17 protein-coding genes and 1 pseudogene are annotated in these 15577 nt (G+C 60.8%); 11 read left to right on the top strand and 7 right to left on the bottom strand.

Annotation, left to right across the window (positions count from 1 at the left end; all coding sequences use genetic code 11):
• Window positions 1-4 precede the first annotated feature (4 nt).
• From PQT43_RS19360 to PQT43_RS19375, 4 genes and pseudogenes are all read left to right on the top strand, one after another.
• Entirely contained in the window at window positions 5-871 is an 867-nt protein-coding gene (locus PQT43_RS19360) for an oxygenase MpaB family protein (protein WP_267268928.1), read from the top strand.
• Between the two features lie 44 nt (window positions 872-915).
• A pseudogene (locus PQT43_RS19365) lies at window positions 916-1044 on the top strand (acetyl-CoA C-acetyltransferase); the annotation flags it as partial.
• A gap of 115 nt (window positions 1045-1159) precedes the next feature.
• Window positions 1160-2176 (top strand): class I SAM-dependent rRNA methyltransferase, encoded by a 1017-nt coding sequence (locus PQT43_RS19370; RefSeq protein WP_267268929.1) that lies wholly within the window; start codon window positions 1160-1162, stop codon window positions 2174-2176.
• A gap of 105 nt (window positions 2177-2281) precedes the next feature.
• On the top strand, window positions 2282-5200 hold the full coding sequence (locus PQT43_RS19375; RefSeq protein ID WP_123390450.1) for a DUF748 domain-containing protein: 2919 nt from the start codon (window positions 2282-2284) through the stop codon (window positions 5198-5200).
• A gap of 185 nt (window positions 5201-5385) precedes the next feature.
• Here the strand turns inward: PQT43_RS19375 and PQT43_RS19380 are convergent, their stop codons facing one another.
• Window positions 5386-5742 carry a BON domain-containing protein gene (locus tag PQT43_RS19380; RefSeq protein WP_102865479.1) on the bottom strand — a complete coding sequence of 119 codons (357 nt, stop codon included), beginning with the start codon at window positions 5740-5742 and terminating at the stop codon, window positions 5386-5388.
• 239 nt (window positions 5743-5981) lie between these two features.
• Window positions 5982-6398 carry a pilin gene (locus tag PQT43_RS19385; RefSeq protein ID WP_102882235.1) on the bottom strand — a complete coding sequence of 139 codons (417 nt, stop codon included), beginning with the start codon at window positions 6396-6398 and terminating at the stop codon, window positions 5982-5984.
• Between the two features lie 225 nt (window positions 6399-6623).
• Here PQT43_RS19385 and PQT43_RS19390 point away from each other — a divergent pair, with 225 nt between their 5' ends.
• From PQT43_RS19390 to yacG, 4 genes are read left to right on the top strand one after another with little or no spacing between them, the layout of a single operon-like run.
• Complete coding sequence (locus tag PQT43_RS19390) at window positions 6624-7841, top strand: type II secretion system F family protein (protein ID WP_102882236.1); 1218 nt, start codon at window positions 6624-6626, stop codon at window positions 7839-7841.
• 2 nt (window positions 7842-7843) lie between these two features.
• On the top strand, window positions 7844-8716 hold the full coding sequence (locus tag PQT43_RS19395) for a prepilin peptidase (protein WP_267268930.1): 873 nt from the start codon (window positions 7844-7846) through the stop codon (window positions 8714-8716).
• Window positions 8713-9336, top strand: coding sequence for a dephospho-CoA kinase (coaE, locus tag PQT43_RS19400; protein WP_123390443.1), 624 nt, complete (start codon window positions 8713-8715; stop codon window positions 9334-9336). Before PQT43_RS19395 ends, coaE begins: the two co-directional genes overlap by 4 nt.
• Window positions 9333-9536 (top strand): DNA gyrase inhibitor YacG, encoded by a 204-nt coding sequence (gene yacG, locus PQT43_RS19405; RefSeq protein WP_267268931.1) that lies wholly within the window; start codon window positions 9333-9335, stop codon window positions 9534-9536. Before coaE ends, yacG begins: the two co-directional genes overlap by 4 nt.
• 19 nt (window positions 9537-9555) lie before the next feature.
• Here the strand turns inward: yacG and PQT43_RS19410 are convergent, their stop codons facing one another.
• From PQT43_RS19410 to PQT43_RS19420, 3 genes are all read right to left on the bottom strand, one after another.
• Window positions 9556-9771, bottom strand: a complete 216-nt coding sequence (locus PQT43_RS19410) for a hypothetical protein (RefSeq protein ID WP_102865473.1) — start codon at window positions 9769-9771, stop codon at window positions 9556-9558.
• Between the two features lie 63 nt (window positions 9772-9834).
• The gene (locus tag PQT43_RS19415) at window positions 9835-10524 is read right to left on the bottom strand and encodes an energy-coupling factor ABC transporter permease (RefSeq protein WP_102865472.1); all 690 of its coding nucleotides are present in this window, start codon (window positions 10522-10524) and stop codon (window positions 9835-9837) included.
• Window positions 10521-10988, bottom strand: coding sequence for an FAD/FMN-containing dehydrogenase (locus tag PQT43_RS19420; RefSeq protein WP_123390441.1), 468 nt, complete (start codon window positions 10986-10988; stop codon window positions 10521-10523). Before PQT43_RS19420 ends, PQT43_RS19415 begins: the two co-directional genes overlap by 4 nt.
• Before the next feature lie 145 nt (window positions 10989-11133).
• On the opposite strand from PQT43_RS19420, the gene PQT43_RS19425 reads away from it, so the two are divergent.
• The 3 genes from PQT43_RS19425 (at window position 11134) to PQT43_RS19435 (ending at window position 13484) form a co-directional block, all read left to right on the top strand.
• Window positions 11134-11763 carry a DUF1780 domain-containing protein gene (locus PQT43_RS19425; protein ID WP_102882240.1) on the top strand — a complete coding sequence of 210 codons (630 nt, stop codon included), beginning with the start codon at window positions 11134-11136 and terminating at the stop codon, window positions 11761-11763.
• A gap of 188 nt (window positions 11764-11951) precedes the next feature.
• Window positions 11952-12125, top strand: a complete 174-nt coding sequence (locus PQT43_RS19430; protein ID WP_043274580.1) for a DUF3094 family protein — start codon at window positions 11952-11954, stop codon at window positions 12123-12125.
• Between the two features lie 60 nt (window positions 12126-12185).
• The gene (locus PQT43_RS19435; protein WP_102865469.1) at window positions 12186-13484 is read left to right on the top strand and encodes an NAD(P)/FAD-dependent oxidoreductase; all 1299 of its coding nucleotides are present in this window, start codon (window positions 12186-12188) and stop codon (window positions 13482-13484) included.
• Window positions 13485-13545: 61 nt separating this feature from the next.
• Here the strand turns inward: PQT43_RS19435 and PQT43_RS19440 are convergent, their stop codons facing one another.
• Window positions 13546-14448: a proline iminopeptidase-family hydrolase gene (locus tag PQT43_RS19440; protein WP_110597073.1), complete on the bottom strand. Its 903-nt coding sequence runs from the start codon at window positions 14446-14448 to the stop codon at window positions 13546-13548.
• 90 nt (window positions 14449-14538) lie between these two features.
• Window positions 14539-15297, bottom strand: a complete 759-nt coding sequence (locus PQT43_RS19445) for a LuxR family transcriptional regulator (protein ID WP_102882242.1) — start codon at window positions 15295-15297, stop codon at window positions 14539-14541.
• Window positions 15298-15577: the final 280 nt, after the last annotated feature.

Below are 15577 nucleotides of genomic sequence, written 5' to 3' on the forward strand. Positions count from 1 at the left end.
TGTCATGGAATTCATTCGCAGCCGTATCGAAAGCCAGGTCATGAGCTTGTCTGGCCTCTCCCTGGGGCAACTCGACCTGGAGCATCCCAAGGGCGACCCCGGCCTGTTCGGGCCGGGCTCGGTCAGTTGGCAGGTACACGCCGACTTCAGCAGCATGCTGATCGGCGGCATCAGTGCCTTGCTGATGCAAGCCCTGCACCCCCTGGCCCTGGCCGGGGTCTGGGACCACTCGAACTTTCGCCAGGACATGATCGGCCGCCTGCGCCGCACCGGCCAGTTCATTTCCGGCACCACCTTCGGCTCCCGTCAGGACGCCGAATGGCTGATCGAAAAAGTACGCACTATTCACCTGCATATCGTGGGCACCGCTCCTGACGGCCGTCCTTACGCCGCCAGCGATCCAGACCTGCTGACCTGGGTGCATGTGGCGGAAGTCAGCAACTTTCTCGCCGCCCACCTGCGTTACCTCAACCCTCGCCTGTCAGGGGCAGACCAGGACCGCTACTACGACGAGATCGCGCTGATCGCCGAACGTCTCGGCGCCCGGGATGTGCCCCGCTCGCGGCGGGCGGTGGCCGACTACCTGCAGGCCATGCGTCCGCAACTGCTGTGCGACGATCGCAGTCGCGAGGTTCTGCGCCTGCTACAGGCGGCTCCAGCTCCCAGTCGCCTGGCCAAACCTTTTGGTTCATTGATGATGCAGGCCGGTATCGACCTGCTGCCGGACTGGGCCAGCGCCATGCTTGACGTCAATCAGAACCCGCTGCAACGCCAGCTGATTCGAGCCAGCGTCAAACGCAGTACGCCGATGCTGCGCTGGGCGGTGCGTGACAGTTCGGTGCATCGAGCGAAACGACGCATGGGTCTGTAGAAGAGGACCGCTCATGCACAACACGCCCAGACAGTTCGCAATTGGCCGGCCAGCACCACGCCGTACCCACCAAGACCCTGAACAAAGTCTGCGGCTCCGCCCTCAAGGTCTTGCACCTGAGCGCCCAGGCCATTGGCTGCGGCGATGCCAAAGTGATCATCGGCGGCGGCCAGGGCGTGGCATTGGCCATAGAGTCCGAGAGATCGCCTTCGCCAGCACTTGGCTCCTACAACGGGCAGGAGGCTGGTAAACTGCGGCGCCTTATTCCTCTTCTCCAAGGCGCCCTGCATGTCTTCCTTGAATCAGGCGCTGCGCGCCGCCCTCGATCACCGTCAAGACCTGCTCGCCGAACTGCACCAGCAAGGCACCGACTGCTATCGCCTGTTCCACGGCAGCCAGGAAGGCGCCGGTGGCCTGACCGTCGACCGTTATGGGCCGCAGTTGCTGGTACAGAGCTTTCACCAAACGCTGGAACGCGATGCCCTGCTGCAATTGCACGAAACCATCAATCAACAGCTGAACCTGTCGACCCTGCTGGTCTACAACGATCGCTCCCGCGGCAACTCGCGTATCGACCGTGAAGACTCGGTGTACCGCGCCGACGACAGTGCCCTGGAGGATCTGGTCGGCCATGAATGGGGGTTGAATTATCGTGTCCGTGGCCGTCATGCCGGGCAGGACCCGTTGCTGTTTCTCGACCTGCGCAACGCTCGCGGCTGGGTCAAGCAGCACAGTGCCGGGAAAAGCGTACTCAATCTCTTCGCCTATACCTGCGGTGTCGGCCTCTGCGCTGCGGCCGGAGGCGCCCGGGAGGTCCTCAACCTGGACTTCGCCGAAGGCAACCTGGCGGTAGGCCGGGAAAACGGCCAGCTCAACCCGCAGCTACCCGCCATGCAGTTCGTGCAGTCGGACTACTTCCCAGCAATCCGCCAACTGGCGGGCCTGCCCATCAGTCAGCGACGCGGACAGAAGCTCCCCAGCTACCCACGTCTTGAACAACGCCAATACGATCTGGTCTTGCTGGACCCTCCTGCCTGGGCCAAGAGTGCCTTCGGCACCGTCGACCTGCTGCGCGATTATCAGAGCCTGCTGAAGCCGGCACTGCTGGCCACTGCCGAAGAGGGTGTGCTGATCTGCTGTAACAACCTGGCCAAGGTGTCGTTGCAGGACTGGCGAGAACAAGTGCTGCGCTGCGCCGAGAAAGCCGGGCGGCCAGTACGCGATTGCCAGGTCCTTGCCCCTGCTGCGGACTTCCCTTCCCAGGACGGACAACCACCGCTGAAAACACTGATCCTGCAACTTTGATCAGGGGCAAAAAATCTGAACAATCCTGAAGACTGTGATGGTTTCGGAACCGTAAACGCGTGCCATACTCCAAGGCACTTCCGATCCAGATAGATGAAGCCTCGCATGACCAAAGGATTGATTCGCGCTCTCTGCGCCTTGTTGACCGCTCTCGCCCTTTACAGTCTGCTGGGCTTTCTGATTTTGCCGGGCATCGCCTTGCGGGTGGCCAACCAGCAACTGGCCAACTACGCCACGACCCCGGCCCATATCCAGCGTATCGAACTCAACCCCTTCAGCCTGGAACTGACCCTCTGGGGCCTGAGCGTCGGCGAACCGGGCAAGGAACAGATTGCCTTCCAGCGCCTCTACGCCAATCTGCAATTGGACAGTCTGTGGAAACGCGCTCTGCATCTGGCGGACGTCGAACTGGACCAGCCCAAGACCGAGATCCTCTTCGACAAGGAAGGCAAGCTCAACCTCCTGGCCCTGTTCAAGCTGCCTGCCAGCGAACCGACCCCGAGCGATCCCGACGCCAAGCCGTTTCCCGTTCGCATTGAACGCATCAAGCTGGCGGGCGGCTATCTGCACTTCAAGGACCTGCGCCCCAGCGAGCCCATCGAGTTTCTCTACAACAAGCTCGACTTTGAACTGAAGAACCTCAGCACCCTGCCGGATGACAGCGCCGACATGACCCTGGTGGCCACCGGCCCGGAAGGCGGACAGATCGACTGGAGCGGCAACTTCAGCGTGACCCCGCTGGCTTCCGAAGGCACCTTGAAAGTCACCGACGGCAAGATGAAAGCCTGGTGGCCCTATGTCCGTGACGCCGTGCCGCTGGTGCTGGAAGACGGCGTGGTCAACCTCAGCACCCACTATAAATTCAGCCTGACCAAGGAAACCGAACTGCTGCTGGACAACACCTCCATCAGCGTTGCGCCATTCGCCATCAAAGCCCCGGACGGTCGCCCGCTGGCGCGCCTGGAGCGCCTGGACATCAGCGAAGCGACGGTGGACCTGGCCAAGCAGCACGTCATAGTCGGCAAGATCCGCAGCCAGAAACTGGAGACCTGGGCCGCCCTTGAAGCCGATGGCCAACTGGACTGGCAAAAGCTTTTCGCCAGCCAACCCGCCAAGCCGGCAGCCAAGCCTCAGCCAGACACAGCCGATACCACCAAGGAACCCGCAGTCCCCAGCAAGCCCTGGCAGGTACTGCTCAAGGATGTGGAACTGCGCAACTATCAGGTGCACCTGGCCGACCGCCAAGCCAAACCGGCCGTGGCGCTGGACGTTGGCCCGCTGAACCTGGATCTGAAAAACTTCGACAGCCTAAACCAGTCGCCTTTCACCCTAAAGCTCGATACCGGCCTGGGTAAACAAGGCAAGGTCAGCGCCACCGGCGAAGTCAACCTCAACCCCATCACCGCCAAGCTCAAGGTGCAGACCAAGGACATCGACCTGCGGGTCGCCCAGTCCTACATCAGCCCGTTCATTCGCCTGGAACTGCGCAGCGGCATGCTCGGCAGCGACCTGGCAGTGGACCTGAAGAAAGTCGAACCGTTGACCTTCAGCATCACCGGCCGGGCCGAAGTGGATCAGTTGCACACCCTGGACACCCTCAAGACCCGCGACTTCGTGAAGTGGAAACAAGTGGTGGTGGAGGGCCTGAACTATCAGCACGGTGACAGCCTGACCATCAGCCAGGTCAACCTGATGCAGCCTTATGCACGCTTCATCATCAACGATGACCGCACCACCAATATCGACGACCTGCTGATTCCACAACCCGCAGGCGGCAGCAGCAAATCCTCGGGCAAGCCCGCTCCAAGTTCCAGCAAGCCACTGGGTATTCACATTGGTAAAATCGCCATCAACGATGGTTCGGCCAACTTCGCCGACCTGAGCCTGACACCAAACTTCGCCACGGCAGTCCAGCAACTCAACGGACATATCGGCACCATCGACAGCCGCCAGGCCAAGCCGGCGGAAGTCGACGTCAAGGGCAAGGTCGACCGTTACGCTCCAGTGACCATCAAGGGCAGCGTCAACCCCTTCGATCCAATGGCCGCACTGGACATCGCCACCAGCTTCAAGCGAGTGGAGTTGACCACCCTGACGCCCTATTCCGGAAAATTTGCCGGTTTTCGTATTCGCAAGGGCCGACTCAACCTCGACTTGCACTACATGATCACCAAGGGCCAGCTCAAGGCCGAGAACAAACTGGTGGTCGAACAACTGCAACTGGGTGAAAAGGTCGACAGCCCAGACGCCGTGGACCTGCCGATTCGCCTGGCCGTAGCCCTGCTGAAAGACACCGACGGCAAGATTTCCATCGAGTTGCCAATTTCCGGCGACCTCAACAACCCACAGTTCAGCGTGATGCCAATCGTCTGGCAGACCCTGCGCAACCTGGTGCTGCGAGCCGCCCAGGCCCCCTTCAAGTTCATTGGCGGCCTGGTCACCGGCGGCGACTCTGAAGACCTGAGCAGTGTGTCTTTCGCTCCTGGCTCCAGCGAACTGAGCAAAGAGTCCGAATCAGCCCTCACCACCCTGGCCAAGGCCCTCAAGGAGCGTCCGACCTTGCGCCTGGAGATCGAAGGCACCAGCGCCCAGAGCAGCGATGGTCCGCTGATCGCCGAACAGCGTTTGGAGCGCGAGTACCAGTACAACTACTACAAAATCCTGCAACGGCGCGGCGACAAGGTGCCGGCCCAGGCGTCCTTGCTGCAGGTTCCCGAGGGCGAGAAAGCGCCATTGCTGGAAGGCATCTACCGCACCCGCCTGAAACAGCAACCTCCGGCCGAATGGACCCAGCTCAGCCGCGACGAGCGCAGTGCCAAACTGCGTGAGGGGCTGATCAAGTTCTGGAGCGGCAGCGACGTGTTGCTGCGCCAACTGGGCCAGGAACGGGCCAGCAGCATCAAGGACTTCCTGGTGGACAAGGGCCAATTGGCCGATGACCGGGTCTACTTCATCGATGCCAATCTCGGCCAGGCCGAAAGCGACGGCAAGGTGATCACTCCGCTGCACCTGGACAGCGAGTAAGGCCCGCGCCGGCCTCAAGCAGCGCCACTTCCCCGCCCAATAGAACAGGCCCCGACACAAAGTGCCGGGGCCTGTAATGATCACATCCTTGTGATCTTCCGCATGAACCTTTGAAAGAAGCGGCAGACGTATCGCTTGGCTCGTCTACCGCCCCCTCTCCCTGTCCAGGCGAGAAGCTTGGGGTCTTACTCGGCTTTCAGGCCGTCGGCAGAGACCGCTTGAACGCCTTTGATTTTCTTGGTGATTGCCACTGCTGTGGCTTTCTGCGCCTCGGTAATGGCAACAGTGGACGACAGCGAGACGACGCCCTTGTTGGTTTCAACCTTGATGTCGGTGCCAGGAATGCCTTTCTCGGTTACCAGATCGCTTTTCACTTTGGTGGTGATCCAGGTATCGGAGGTGGCCTCTTTGGCCTTGGTCACTTCACCGGCAGCCACGACCATAGGCGACTGGGTGCTTTGAGTGGTCTGCGCAAATGCTGCGTTGGACATGGTCAGGGTCAGAGCGGTAGCAGTTGCAGCAGCGATAGCGAACTTCTTCATACGAGTAACTCCTGTTCTTTTAGAAAGCCTGCGCCGTGTCCTGGCAACAGGGTTATGAGGGATATTGCAGGTGCTGTGCCAAGTCCAGACCACATAAAAAACTCATAAAAAACAATAAGTTATAGATAACGCGAAGAATCAGCATCATGCAAAATGCATGACCACCCAACAATCTGCATGCAAGTTGCGGCTTTTTTCGACGCAGCTCATCAAGCCCACCCCCAACAGCCTGCCAGGACTCAGGTGTCGTGCGCGGCACAGCCCTTGGGCGCATAGTCGGCTTCCACTGTGGTGTTGCACGTCCATCCCGAAGCTGGCGAACGGCTCAGTACCAGAGTCTTGTTCAACACCGCCCCCGGAGCATTGAGGAGGGTACAGCCGATACTGCCTTCACCGGTGGCGGCAGTGCCCTCGGCGCTCATTCGGCAGTTCAACGTCAAGGGCGTGCCACCGGCGAGGGCCAGAGTCGGGTCGATTCCCTGATTAAGCAGGTCCTCGATATTGACCTTCAGCGCCGACGCCTCGGCCAACGCGGCCATCATCTTGGCCCGCACCTGGTACTTGGAATACAGCGGCATCGCCACTGTGGCGAGAATGCCGATGATGGCCACCACCACCAGCAATTCGATCAGGGTAAAAGCGGATTGATGTTTCATGAGTTGCCTCCTGGCAAGAATGCTCCGTGGGTAATCAGCAAGGCTTGAAGCACGCCCTGTGCCAAGGTTAACCCCACGGAATTCAAGGCCTGCAGCGCTGATAGCCCATGGCCTTGAGTACGAGGAGTTGCACAAACTGACAAATTTCGTCATCTAGCGCCCCTATGCGTCAGGTGCCCGGCGGCTAGGCTTCAAGAAGCTCACCCCTGCATCAAGGATTGAACCATGGCGGTAAAAGCACCTGTGGCCAGCGTCTATCTCTGGCAAGGCACCGACGGCCAGGGCCACAAGTTGGCCGGCGAGCTGAGCGCTGCAAACCCGGCGCTGATCCGAGCTCAGCTGCGCAGGCAAGGCATCACTCCAACCCGGGTACGCCGCAAGCCCAGGGCCTGGCTCCGATCGGGCCAACGAATCAAGGCACGGGAGATCGCCCTGTTCACCCGGCAACTGGCAACCCTGATGCAGGCCGGGGTGCCACTGCTGCAAGCCTTCGAAATCATTGCCGAGAGCTTCGTCCAGCCATTGATGCGCCAACTGCTGGCCAGCCTCAAACGCGACATCGAGGCTGGCTCCAGCCTGGCCACGGCGCTGCGCCGACATCCGCGCCACTTTGACGAGCTGTACTGCAATCTGGTGGAGGCCGGCGAACAGTCCGGCGCCCTGGATACCTTGCTGGAACGGGTCGCCACTCATAGGGAAAAAAGCGAGAACCTCAAGGCCCGGGTAAAAAAGGCCATGGTCTATCCCGTGGCGGTGATCGGCGTGGCCGTCCTGGTCAGCAGCATCCTGCTGATCAAGGTGGTTCCCCAATTCCAGAGCCTGTTCGCCGGGTTCAACGCCCAATTGCCGCTACTGACCCAATGGGTCATCACCCTTTCCCATGTCATCCAGAACCACGGCGGATGGTTGCTCAGCGCCGGCCTGCTGATGGGGGTAGGGATCAGGCAGGCTTATCGGCGCTCAGAGCGCCTGCGGGACAGTGTGGATCAGGGACTGCTACGCCTGCCCTTGGCCGGCCCGCTGCTGTACAAGGCCGCAGTGGCCCGCTACGCCCGTACGCTGGCCACCACCTTCGCGGCTGGCGTGCCTCTGGTCCAGGCCCTGGATTCAGTGGCCGGAGCCAGCGGCAACAAGGTCTTCAGGCAAGCGGTGGAACGCATCCGCCAACAGGTGGCCAGTGGCATGCAACTGAACTTTGCCATGCGTGCCAGCGGCGTCTTCCCTACTATGGCGATCCAGATGACCGCCATCGGTGAAGAATCCGGAATGCTGGATCATCTGCTGGAAAAAGTCGCAGCGCATTATGAGGTCGAGGTGGACCACCTGGTCGACAGCCTGACCAGCCTCATGGAGCCGTTGATCATGGTCATCCTGGGCAGTATCGTCGGCGCCCTGGTGGTTGCCATGTACCTGCCCATCTTTCAACTCGGCACAGCGATCTGAACATGTCCTTGACTGAAGCCATGACCCTTTACCCCCTGGCCTTCGTGACTGCGGCCCTGGTACTGGGGCTGCTCGTGGGCAGCTTTCTGAACGTGCTGGTGTGGCGCCTGCCGAAGATGCTTGAACGCGATTGGCGGGCTCAAGCCCACGAAGTGCTGGGACTGCCCCCGGAACCTGTGGCGGCGCCCTACAACCTGCTGCTGCCCCACTCCCAATGCCCCCATTGCGCACAACCGATCCGCCCCTGGCAAAACATTCCCCTGCTCAGCTATCTGTGGCTGCGGGGCCGTTGCGCCCACTGCAGGACCGCCATCAGCCCGCGCTACCCACTAACCGAACTGGCTTGCGGGCTGATCTCGGCGTACGTCGCCTGGCACTTCGGTTTTGGCTGGCCCGCGGGCCTGCTGCTGATCCTCAGTTGGGGGTTACTGGCCATGAGCCTGATCGATGCCGATCACCAACTGCTGCCAGACGTGCTGGTGTTGCCACTGCTGTGGCTGGGACTGATTGCCAATAGCTTCGAGGTACTGGCGAGCCTGGAGGATGCCCTGTGGGGCGCGGTACTCGGCTATCTGTGCCTGTGGTCAGTGTTCTGGCTGTTCAAATTGCTGACCGGCAAGGACGGCATGGGCCACGGCGACTTCAAGCTGCTAGCGATGCTTGGCGCCTGGGGCGGCTGGCAGATCCTGCCGCTGACCTTGCTCCTGTCTTCCCTGGTGGGAGCGATTCTCGGCACTGTCCTGTTGCGCCTGAACCGGGCCAAGACTTCGACGCCCATCCCCTTCGGCCCCTTTCTGGCCATTGCCGGCTGGATTGCCTTGCTCTGGGGTGGTCAAATAACCGACTTCTATTTGCAGTTTGTCGGTTTCCAATGACTCGCTCCGTAAACACACCCTGGACCCTCGGCCTCACCGGCGGCATCGGCAGCGGCAAAAGCGCTGCCGCCCAGCACTTCATCGACCTGGGAGTGCATGTGATCGATGCCGATCACGCCGCTCGCTGGGTGGTGGAACCGGGCCGCCCGGCCTTGGAACAGATTGCCCAGCACTTTGGTGACGGCGTGCTGCAGGCCGACGGCCAACTGGATCGCGCGGCACTGCGCAAGCTGATTTTCGAAGTCCCCGAACAGCGTCGCTGGCTGGAGGCGCTATTGCACCCGCTGATTGCCGAGGAGATCGTCAGCCATCTGGCCCGTGCAGAATCGCCTTACGCGATCCTGGTGTCGCCACTGCTGATCGAGTCAGGCCAGTTCCGGATGACCCAACGGATTCTGGTGATCGATGTGCCGCAACAATTGCAGATCGAACGCACCTTGCAGCGCGACCAGATCAGCGAACAGCAGGTCCAGGCGATTCTCCAGGCCCAGGCCAGCCGCGAGGAGCGCCTGCGTCACGCCGACGATGTGCTGGTCAACGACCGCGATCACGCCTGGTTGCGCAGCGAGGTCGAACGCCTGCATCACTTTTACCTAACTTTGCGTGGAGGCCAGTCATGAGCCAACCCCTGACCGTCGAATGCCCAACCTGTGGCGCCCCCGTGGAATGGATCGCGACCAACACCAACCGGCCGTTCTGTTCCGACCGTTGCAAATTGATCGACCTGGGGGCCTGGGCCGCCGAGGAACACAAGATTCCAGTGAGCCCGGATGCCGAGGACGAACTGTTCTCGGAAGAACTGCCGCCCCGCGCTCACTGAGTGCTCGAACCGACGCCGATCAGGGCCGCATGAAGCTGTAGTCCTGATCGTCGTCGAGGTTCTCCGCGAGGAACTGCAACTCGTCAGCCAGATCCTCGATGCTACGTACGCCCTTGCTCTGCTGCACCACCGCGCTGAGCAGCGCCCGCAGGCTCAAACCCGGTTCAAACCCTTCCTGCTGGGCACTGTGCAAACTGTCGCGCACTTCTTGCCGGGCCCACTGATAGACGCTCATGACCGCACTCCTGAGATTTTTGCCGAGCATGCAGCGCGGCCCCAGGCTCGGAGTTGATATGGATCAAGGGCGCGGGTCCTCATCCTTCCAGGGCGCACTGAGGTAGCGGGTGCGATTGAAGGTTTCCAGCCATTCCGGGCAGAACACCACCAGGGCGCTGATCACCATGCCGTTGATAAATGCCTCGGGAAAGATGATCAGCCACAGGTAGCCGACAAAATCCTCCAGCCATTCGGGCATGGCGAAACGCCCATCAAGCCACAAGAGCCCCAGGCCACAAAGCAGGCACAACAACGCCGACAGGGCCGCGGCGAAGAATCCGGAGCAGAAGATATAGACGAAGGGATTGCGCGGTTGAGCCCGCTCCACCAGACCGGCACAGGCCTCGGTTACCGCCACCGGCAACAGGATCAGCAAGGCGCCATTGACCCCCATTGCCGCCAGTTCCTGTCGCCCCAGTGCCAGCAAGCCCAGCTGCGCAATCAGGCCACCGACAATCGCCAGTGGCCAATCCAGCAGCAAGGTCACCGCCGTCATGCCGATGAAGTGATAAGACACTCCAGTATCGAAATCCCGGCGCACCAACCACAGTAGAAACAACGCAAACACCGTTCCGAACAGTAGATGCTGACGGCGACTGTCGGTGAACAGCTCGACCCAGGGCGCCCGCCACACCGCCCAGATCAGAACCGGCACATACAGCAGCCAGCCGATGCTCAGGCTTGCCGGTGACAGCAGCGCCGCGCTGATCATGGCCGGGCTTTCTCCAGCGCAGTCTTCAGTTGCTCGACGGTGGTGAATTCCTGCCGAGACACCAATTGGCCGTCCTGCAACTGCAACCACAAGACCTTGTCCTCGGCGGCAGGGTAACGAGAGGCCACACGCCCTTCGCGGTCGAGCATCACCCGGTAGGGATAATCACGCATGGCCGGAACTGCGAACATCTTGGCGATCAGCGCCGGCATGCGCTGGATATCCGCGACAAACACCCCGTGACGCGCCTGCAGATAATCCTTGGGCTTGTCCTTGAGCGCCCCGTTCACCACCTTGGCCGCGTCCATACCGCGCGCCACCAGCAGGATCTGCGCGTGTGAATCGAGGCTGTAGGCTTGATCGAACTGATCCAGCAAGGTCCAGGGTGCCAGACGCTCACCGATTTCAAGGGCCTGGGCCCACAGGGGCAACAGGCCCAGCAACAGAATTGACCAGCGTTTCACTGCACACTCCTTATCGAGGGGTAGGACGGGAAACAGTCTACACCGCCCTTGGGCAGGCTCCAGCAAGCACCGCCAGGCACCGGGTGCAGAGGTTTTTCGAGAAGCGTGGTTTTTAAGGTCATATTTGAGCGCTAAGCTTGGGGATATGGATGACTCAGATTTTTTGCGCCTGCTCACCATTCAGGCCGAACAAGCCAACGCGTTTCTGTCCAATGCCCGCAAATGGGAGCGTGAGCGTTGGGTCTGCCAGCGCCTGCTGCAAGGCCTGAATATTCCCTATCGCAACGACGAATTCAGCGCCGCCGGGCAGGAACCGCCGGATGTGCTGTTTCGCGAGGCCAGCTTCGAGGTGTTCTTCGTCCTTGATGAAGGCCGCCGACTCAATGATGAATGGCGCGACGAACTGCAACGCCGGCGCAGCGCATTTTCCCTGAGCCAACTGGTACGACGCGAAGCCAAGCCCAAGCGCATCCCGGCTAACGAACTGCTGCTGCGCCTGGGGCCGACCCTGCGCAAGAAGGCCCACAACTACAAGGAGCGTGGGATGAACCTCGGGGAGCTGGACATCATCGCCTTCGCCGCCCTGAAACGTGAAGTGCTGGATCTGAACAGCCACTTCCCGCCCCCCACCGAATACCTGCGCCAGGGCTGGCGCTCGCTGTCCCTGGTGGGACCGACCTTCGCCCGGGTGCTGTTCGCCCATCCGGATGCGCCGGAGTTCCTGCGTAGCAACCTGGGCCGCAGTATCGTTTTCGACGTCGGCATCAGTTTGTAAAGTCCGTCAATCCGCCTCGCCTGGGCATGGCGCAATATCCCGGGCAATGGTAAAAAAGCGCTCTTGCCTGCCAACGCCGGGACTTCGTCATCGAGCCCCCACGCGCAGCGGCTATGCTCGGTAAATGCTCGATTGCATCGCGCTGTAACATTCCCCTGTGTTGCGACGTCTACCTGACGAGGCCCTTTATGAGCAGCCGCCTGAACCCCGACGACCAACGCCATGTCGAAGAATACCTGCAACTGCCCCAGCACCGAGTCGAGCGCCGGCCCTTTCGGCCGTGGATGCTCCTTGTGGTGGTGGTCGTGGTGACGGTCGCCCTGGGCCTGTTGAGCCGTTTTATCAGTTACCTGACGCTATGAGCTGCATCGCGCTCGCTCGGTTGACTGCACCGATTTCTTTTAGCCTTGCGAGATATCCCCATGACTCATCGTATTGTCATCGTTGGCGGCGGCGCCGGCGGCCTGGAGTTGGCGACCCGCCTGGGTAAGACCCTGGGCAAGCGCGGCACCGCCAGTGTGATGCTGGTGGACGCCAACCTGACCCATATATGGAAACCCCTGCTGCACGAAGTGGCCGCCGGCTCACTGAACTCCTCCGAAGACGAACTCAACTACGTTGCCCAAGCAAAATGGAACCACTTCGAGTTCCAGCTGGGCCGTATGAGCGGGCTCGATCGTCAACAGAAAAAGATCCAGTTGGCTGCCACCTATGACGAGGAAGGCACAGAACTGTTGCCGGCCCGTGAACTGGGCTACGACACCCTGGTGATCGCCGTGGGCAGTACCACCAACGACTTCGGCACCCAGGGCGCCGCCCAGCATTGCCTGTTCCTCGACACCCGCAAACAGGCCGAACGCTTCCACCAGCAACTGCTCAATCACTACCTGCGGGCCCACGCTGGGCAGACAGATGCCGTGGAACAGATCAGCGTGGCCATCGTCGGCGCCGGTGCCACCGGTGTGGAACTGGCAGCGGAACTGCACAACGCCGCCCATGAACTGGCCGCCTACGGCCTGGATCGGATCCTCCCGGAAAACATGCACATCACCCTGATCGAAGCCGGGCCACGGGTGCTACCGGCCCTGCCCGAGCGCATCAGCGGGCCGGTGCACAAGACCCTGGAGAAACTCGGGGTCAAAGTGCTGACCAACGCTTCAGTCAGTGAGGTGACCGCCGACAGTCTGATCACCGCTGATGGCCAGACCATTCCCGCCAGCCTCAAGGTGTGGGCTGCCGGCATCCGCGCGCCGGGTTTCCTCAAGGACATCGACGGCCTGGAAACCAACCGCATCAACCAGCTCCAGGTGCTGCCAACCCTGCAGACCACCCGTGACGAGAACATCTTTGCCTTCGGCGACTGCGCCGCCTGCCCTCAACCCGGCAGCGACCGCAACGTACCGCCACGGGCCCAGGCTGCGCACCAACAAGCCTCACTGCTGGCCAAATCGCTGAAACTGCGTATCGAAGGCAAAGACCTACCGACCTACAAGTACACCGACTACGGTTCGCTGATCTCGCTCTCGCGCTTCTCGGCGGTGGGCAACCTGATGGGCAATCTCACCGGCAGCGTGATGCTCGAAGGCTGGCTGGCGAGGATGTTCTACATCTCGCTGTATCGCATGCACCAAATGGCCCTGTACGGAGTGTTCCGCACGGCGATGCTGATGCTCGGCAGCCGGATTGGACGAGGCACCGACCCACGCTTGAAGTTGCACTAAGCGCCTGAAAGTACGCCCCGCTACGCAAGGTAGTGGGGTGCACGGGCGGGCGAAGCGTGTGCTACAGACACTCATCCAGAAAGCTCACCACCGTTCCCATACAGGCAACCCGCTCCTCGATATGGGGCATGTGGCTGGAGTTCTCGAACAGTGCCCAGCGAATGTTCGGAACGTTGTCTAGATAGGGTTTGACCACTACAGGGGTTGCTTCGTCGTAACGCCCTGAGATCAGCAGGCTCGGCACCTTGATTCGCGGCAGGCGCTCGACAACGCTCCAGTCCTGCAGGTTGCTCAGGAGAGGGAAATTCCTAGCCCGCTGCGGCACACTTTCCATCGTGGTAGCGCAACATCCCCTGGAAAAAATGCGTACCACCTCTTCCGGCCAAGGCCGAAGCCGGCACACGTGCCGTTCAAAATACACTTGCGACGCCTGCACATATTCGGCGCTATGGAGGGTTCCAGCCTGCTCGTGGCCGATCAAGGTCTGCAAGACCCCCTCTGGCAAGGCCTCACGCAAACCCAGGGTTTCAGCCTGCCAGGTCCGCATGTCGGCCGGGGCATTGGCGATGATCAGGGCCCGCAGGCCCGCAGGGGCCAAGACGGCATGCTCGCTGGCCAGCGCCCCACCCCAGGAGTGTCCGAGCAAGGCGTAGTCCTCACTGATGCGCAGGTGATCCAGAAGATTGTTCAGCTCTTCCAGATACAGCTCGACGCTCCAGAATGAAGAAGGCTTGTCCTCCAGGCGAGTGGAAAATCCACTGCCGAGATGATCGAACTGAACGATCGCCCGGCCACTGGCCGCCACATCCCTGAAGGCATCAACGGTGTCATAAGTGCAGCCCGGGCCGCCGTGCAATATCACCAGGGGCGTCAGACCATTCTGCAGATCCCCCGTCACCCGATACCAGGTCTGCCAGGAGCCAAAGGAGGCATAACCTTCCTGTGGTGGTTTACTTGCTTTCATTGCGCATCACTCCCTGATGACGATCACCCTGTGTCATTTTCGGCCTCGCCCCCCCGTATCAGCGATAAGACCGGGCCGGTTGTGCTCGCTTTAGTTTTCCAGCAAGCGATAGTGAACGGCTCGAACCACGGCCTGAACCCGATTCTTGGCGCCCAACTTGTGCATCGCCGAGGTCAGATGCAGGTTGATGGTGGCCACGGAACGCTGCAGGCGTTCAGCAATTTCACCAGAGGTCATGCCCTCGGCCGCCCATTTCAGGCACTCGCGCTCGCGCTTGGTCAGTTGAACCGGATAGCTGCGAATGCTTTTACTGAGCGGTGGGTAGAGGTGTTCCTGCAGAGCATGAGAAAGAAGCGTGAAATCCCTCAAGACCTGTTGCAGATCATGCAAGGCCACCTGGGTACTGCCCGAGCGCAAACCGGTCAGGCTGGCGAAACCACCACCAGGCAAGTGAATGGGAACAGTCATGCCATGGGACATTTGATGATGCTGCAGGTAACTCGATACCGGCGCGTGCTGCTGCCCCATAGCCTGGCGCAAGACGGTTTCCGCTTCGGGTCTGTAGGACCAGATAAAGGGAGAAATGCTGTCCAGCGCCACCTGCTGGACCGGGTCGATATGGTAATACCCCTCGTCGCACCAGAGCTCCAGCCAGTCCTTTGGGGTATTGCAGACCATTGCACTGGGAATGATCAGTTCGCCCTGCTGATCAAAAGGCACCGGACTGTAGTCGTAAACCAGGGCATCGAACCCCAACCCCGAGGCCACTTCCATGGTCCCCGCCATCCGCTCATGCAATGTGTTTCCGAGCAAAAGACGAGAGTTAACTTCCGCGAGCCTGCTTTGCATCCGTTCAGTCTCCTTACTGTCTGATCCTTAACAGCAGGGCCTAGAATGCCACGCTCGATAGGAGCCGACCAGGCAAAACCTATAAGAACTACTAGGTTGTGCTACCCGGTTTAGCGGTGCACTTCATGAAAGAAGCCTATGTTTCAACCTCTCCTGCCCCTTTGAACCGCCGCGCTGACAACCACATCAAGGTCGGTATCACGCATGCCCACACCTCCCCGGTCTGCTGCAATGCCGCTTCATGGCCCACCCGAGTGTGGCGCCGCGCATCGCTCATTGC

Origin of the sequence: Pseudomonas sp. BLCC-B112 (genome assembly GCF_028550695.1) — a bacterium.
Taxonomy (GTDB): domain Bacteria; phylum Pseudomonadota; class Gammaproteobacteria; order Pseudomonadales; family Pseudomonadaceae; genus Aquipseudomonas; species Aquipseudomonas danubii.

Coding starts and splice junctions, on each gene's coding strand:
- PQT43_RS19430 (WP_043274580.1), top strand. CDS start 11,952: ATGAGCAGCCGCCTGAACCCCGACGACCAACGCCATGTCGAAGAATAC.
- PQT43_RS19435 (WP_102865469.1), top strand. CDS start 12,186: ATGACTCATCGTATTGTCATCGTTGGCGGCGGCGCCGGCGGCCTGGAG.
- PQT43_RS19385 (WP_102882235.1), bottom strand. CDS start 6,398: ATGAAACATCAATCCGCTTTTACCCTGATCGAATTGCTGGTGGTGGTG.
- PQT43_RS19415 (WP_102865472.1), bottom strand. CDS start 10,524: ATGATCAGCGCGGCGCTGCTGTCACCGGCAAGCCTGAGCATCGGCTGG.
- PQT43_RS19395 (WP_267268930.1), top strand. CDS start 7,844: ATGTCCTTGACTGAAGCCATGACCCTTTACCCCCTGGCCTTCGTGACT.
- PQT43_RS19375 (WP_123390450.1), top strand. CDS start 2,282: ATGACCAAAGGATTGATTCGCGCTCTCTGCGCCTTGTTGACCGCTCTC.
- yacG (WP_267268931.1), top strand. CDS start 9,333: ATGAGCCAACCCCTGACCGTCGAATGCCCAACCTGTGGCGCCCCCGTG.
- PQT43_RS19380 (WP_102865479.1), bottom strand. CDS start 5,742: ATGAAGAAGTTCGCTATCGCTGCTGCAACTGCTACCGCTCTGACCCTG.
- PQT43_RS19425 (WP_102882240.1), top strand. CDS start 11,134: ATGGATGACTCAGATTTTTTGCGCCTGCTCACCATTCAGGCCGAACAA.
- PQT43_RS19410 (WP_102865473.1), bottom strand. CDS start 9,771: ATGAGCGTCTATCAGTGGGCCCGGCAAGAAGTGCGCGACAGTTTGCAC.
- PQT43_RS19360 (WP_267268928.1), top strand. CDS start 5: ATGGAATTCATTCGCAGCCGTATCGAAAGCCAGGTCATGAGCTTGTCT.
- PQT43_RS19445 (WP_102882242.1), bottom strand. CDS start 15,297: ATGCAAAGCAGGCTCGCGGAAGTTAACTCTCGTCTTTTGCTCGGAAAC.
- PQT43_RS19370 (WP_267268929.1), top strand. CDS start 1,160: ATGTCTTCCTTGAATCAGGCGCTGCGCGCCGCCCTCGATCACCGTCAA.
- PQT43_RS19390 (WP_102882236.1), top strand. CDS start 6,624: ATGGCGGTAAAAGCACCTGTGGCCAGCGTCTATCTCTGGCAAGGCACC.
- PQT43_RS19440 (WP_110597073.1), bottom strand. CDS start 14,448: ATGAAAGCAAGTAAACCACCACAGGAAGGTTATGCCTCCTTTGGCTCC.
- coaE (WP_123390443.1), top strand. CDS start 8,713: ATGACTCGCTCCGTAAACACACCCTGGACCCTCGGCCTCACCGGCGGC.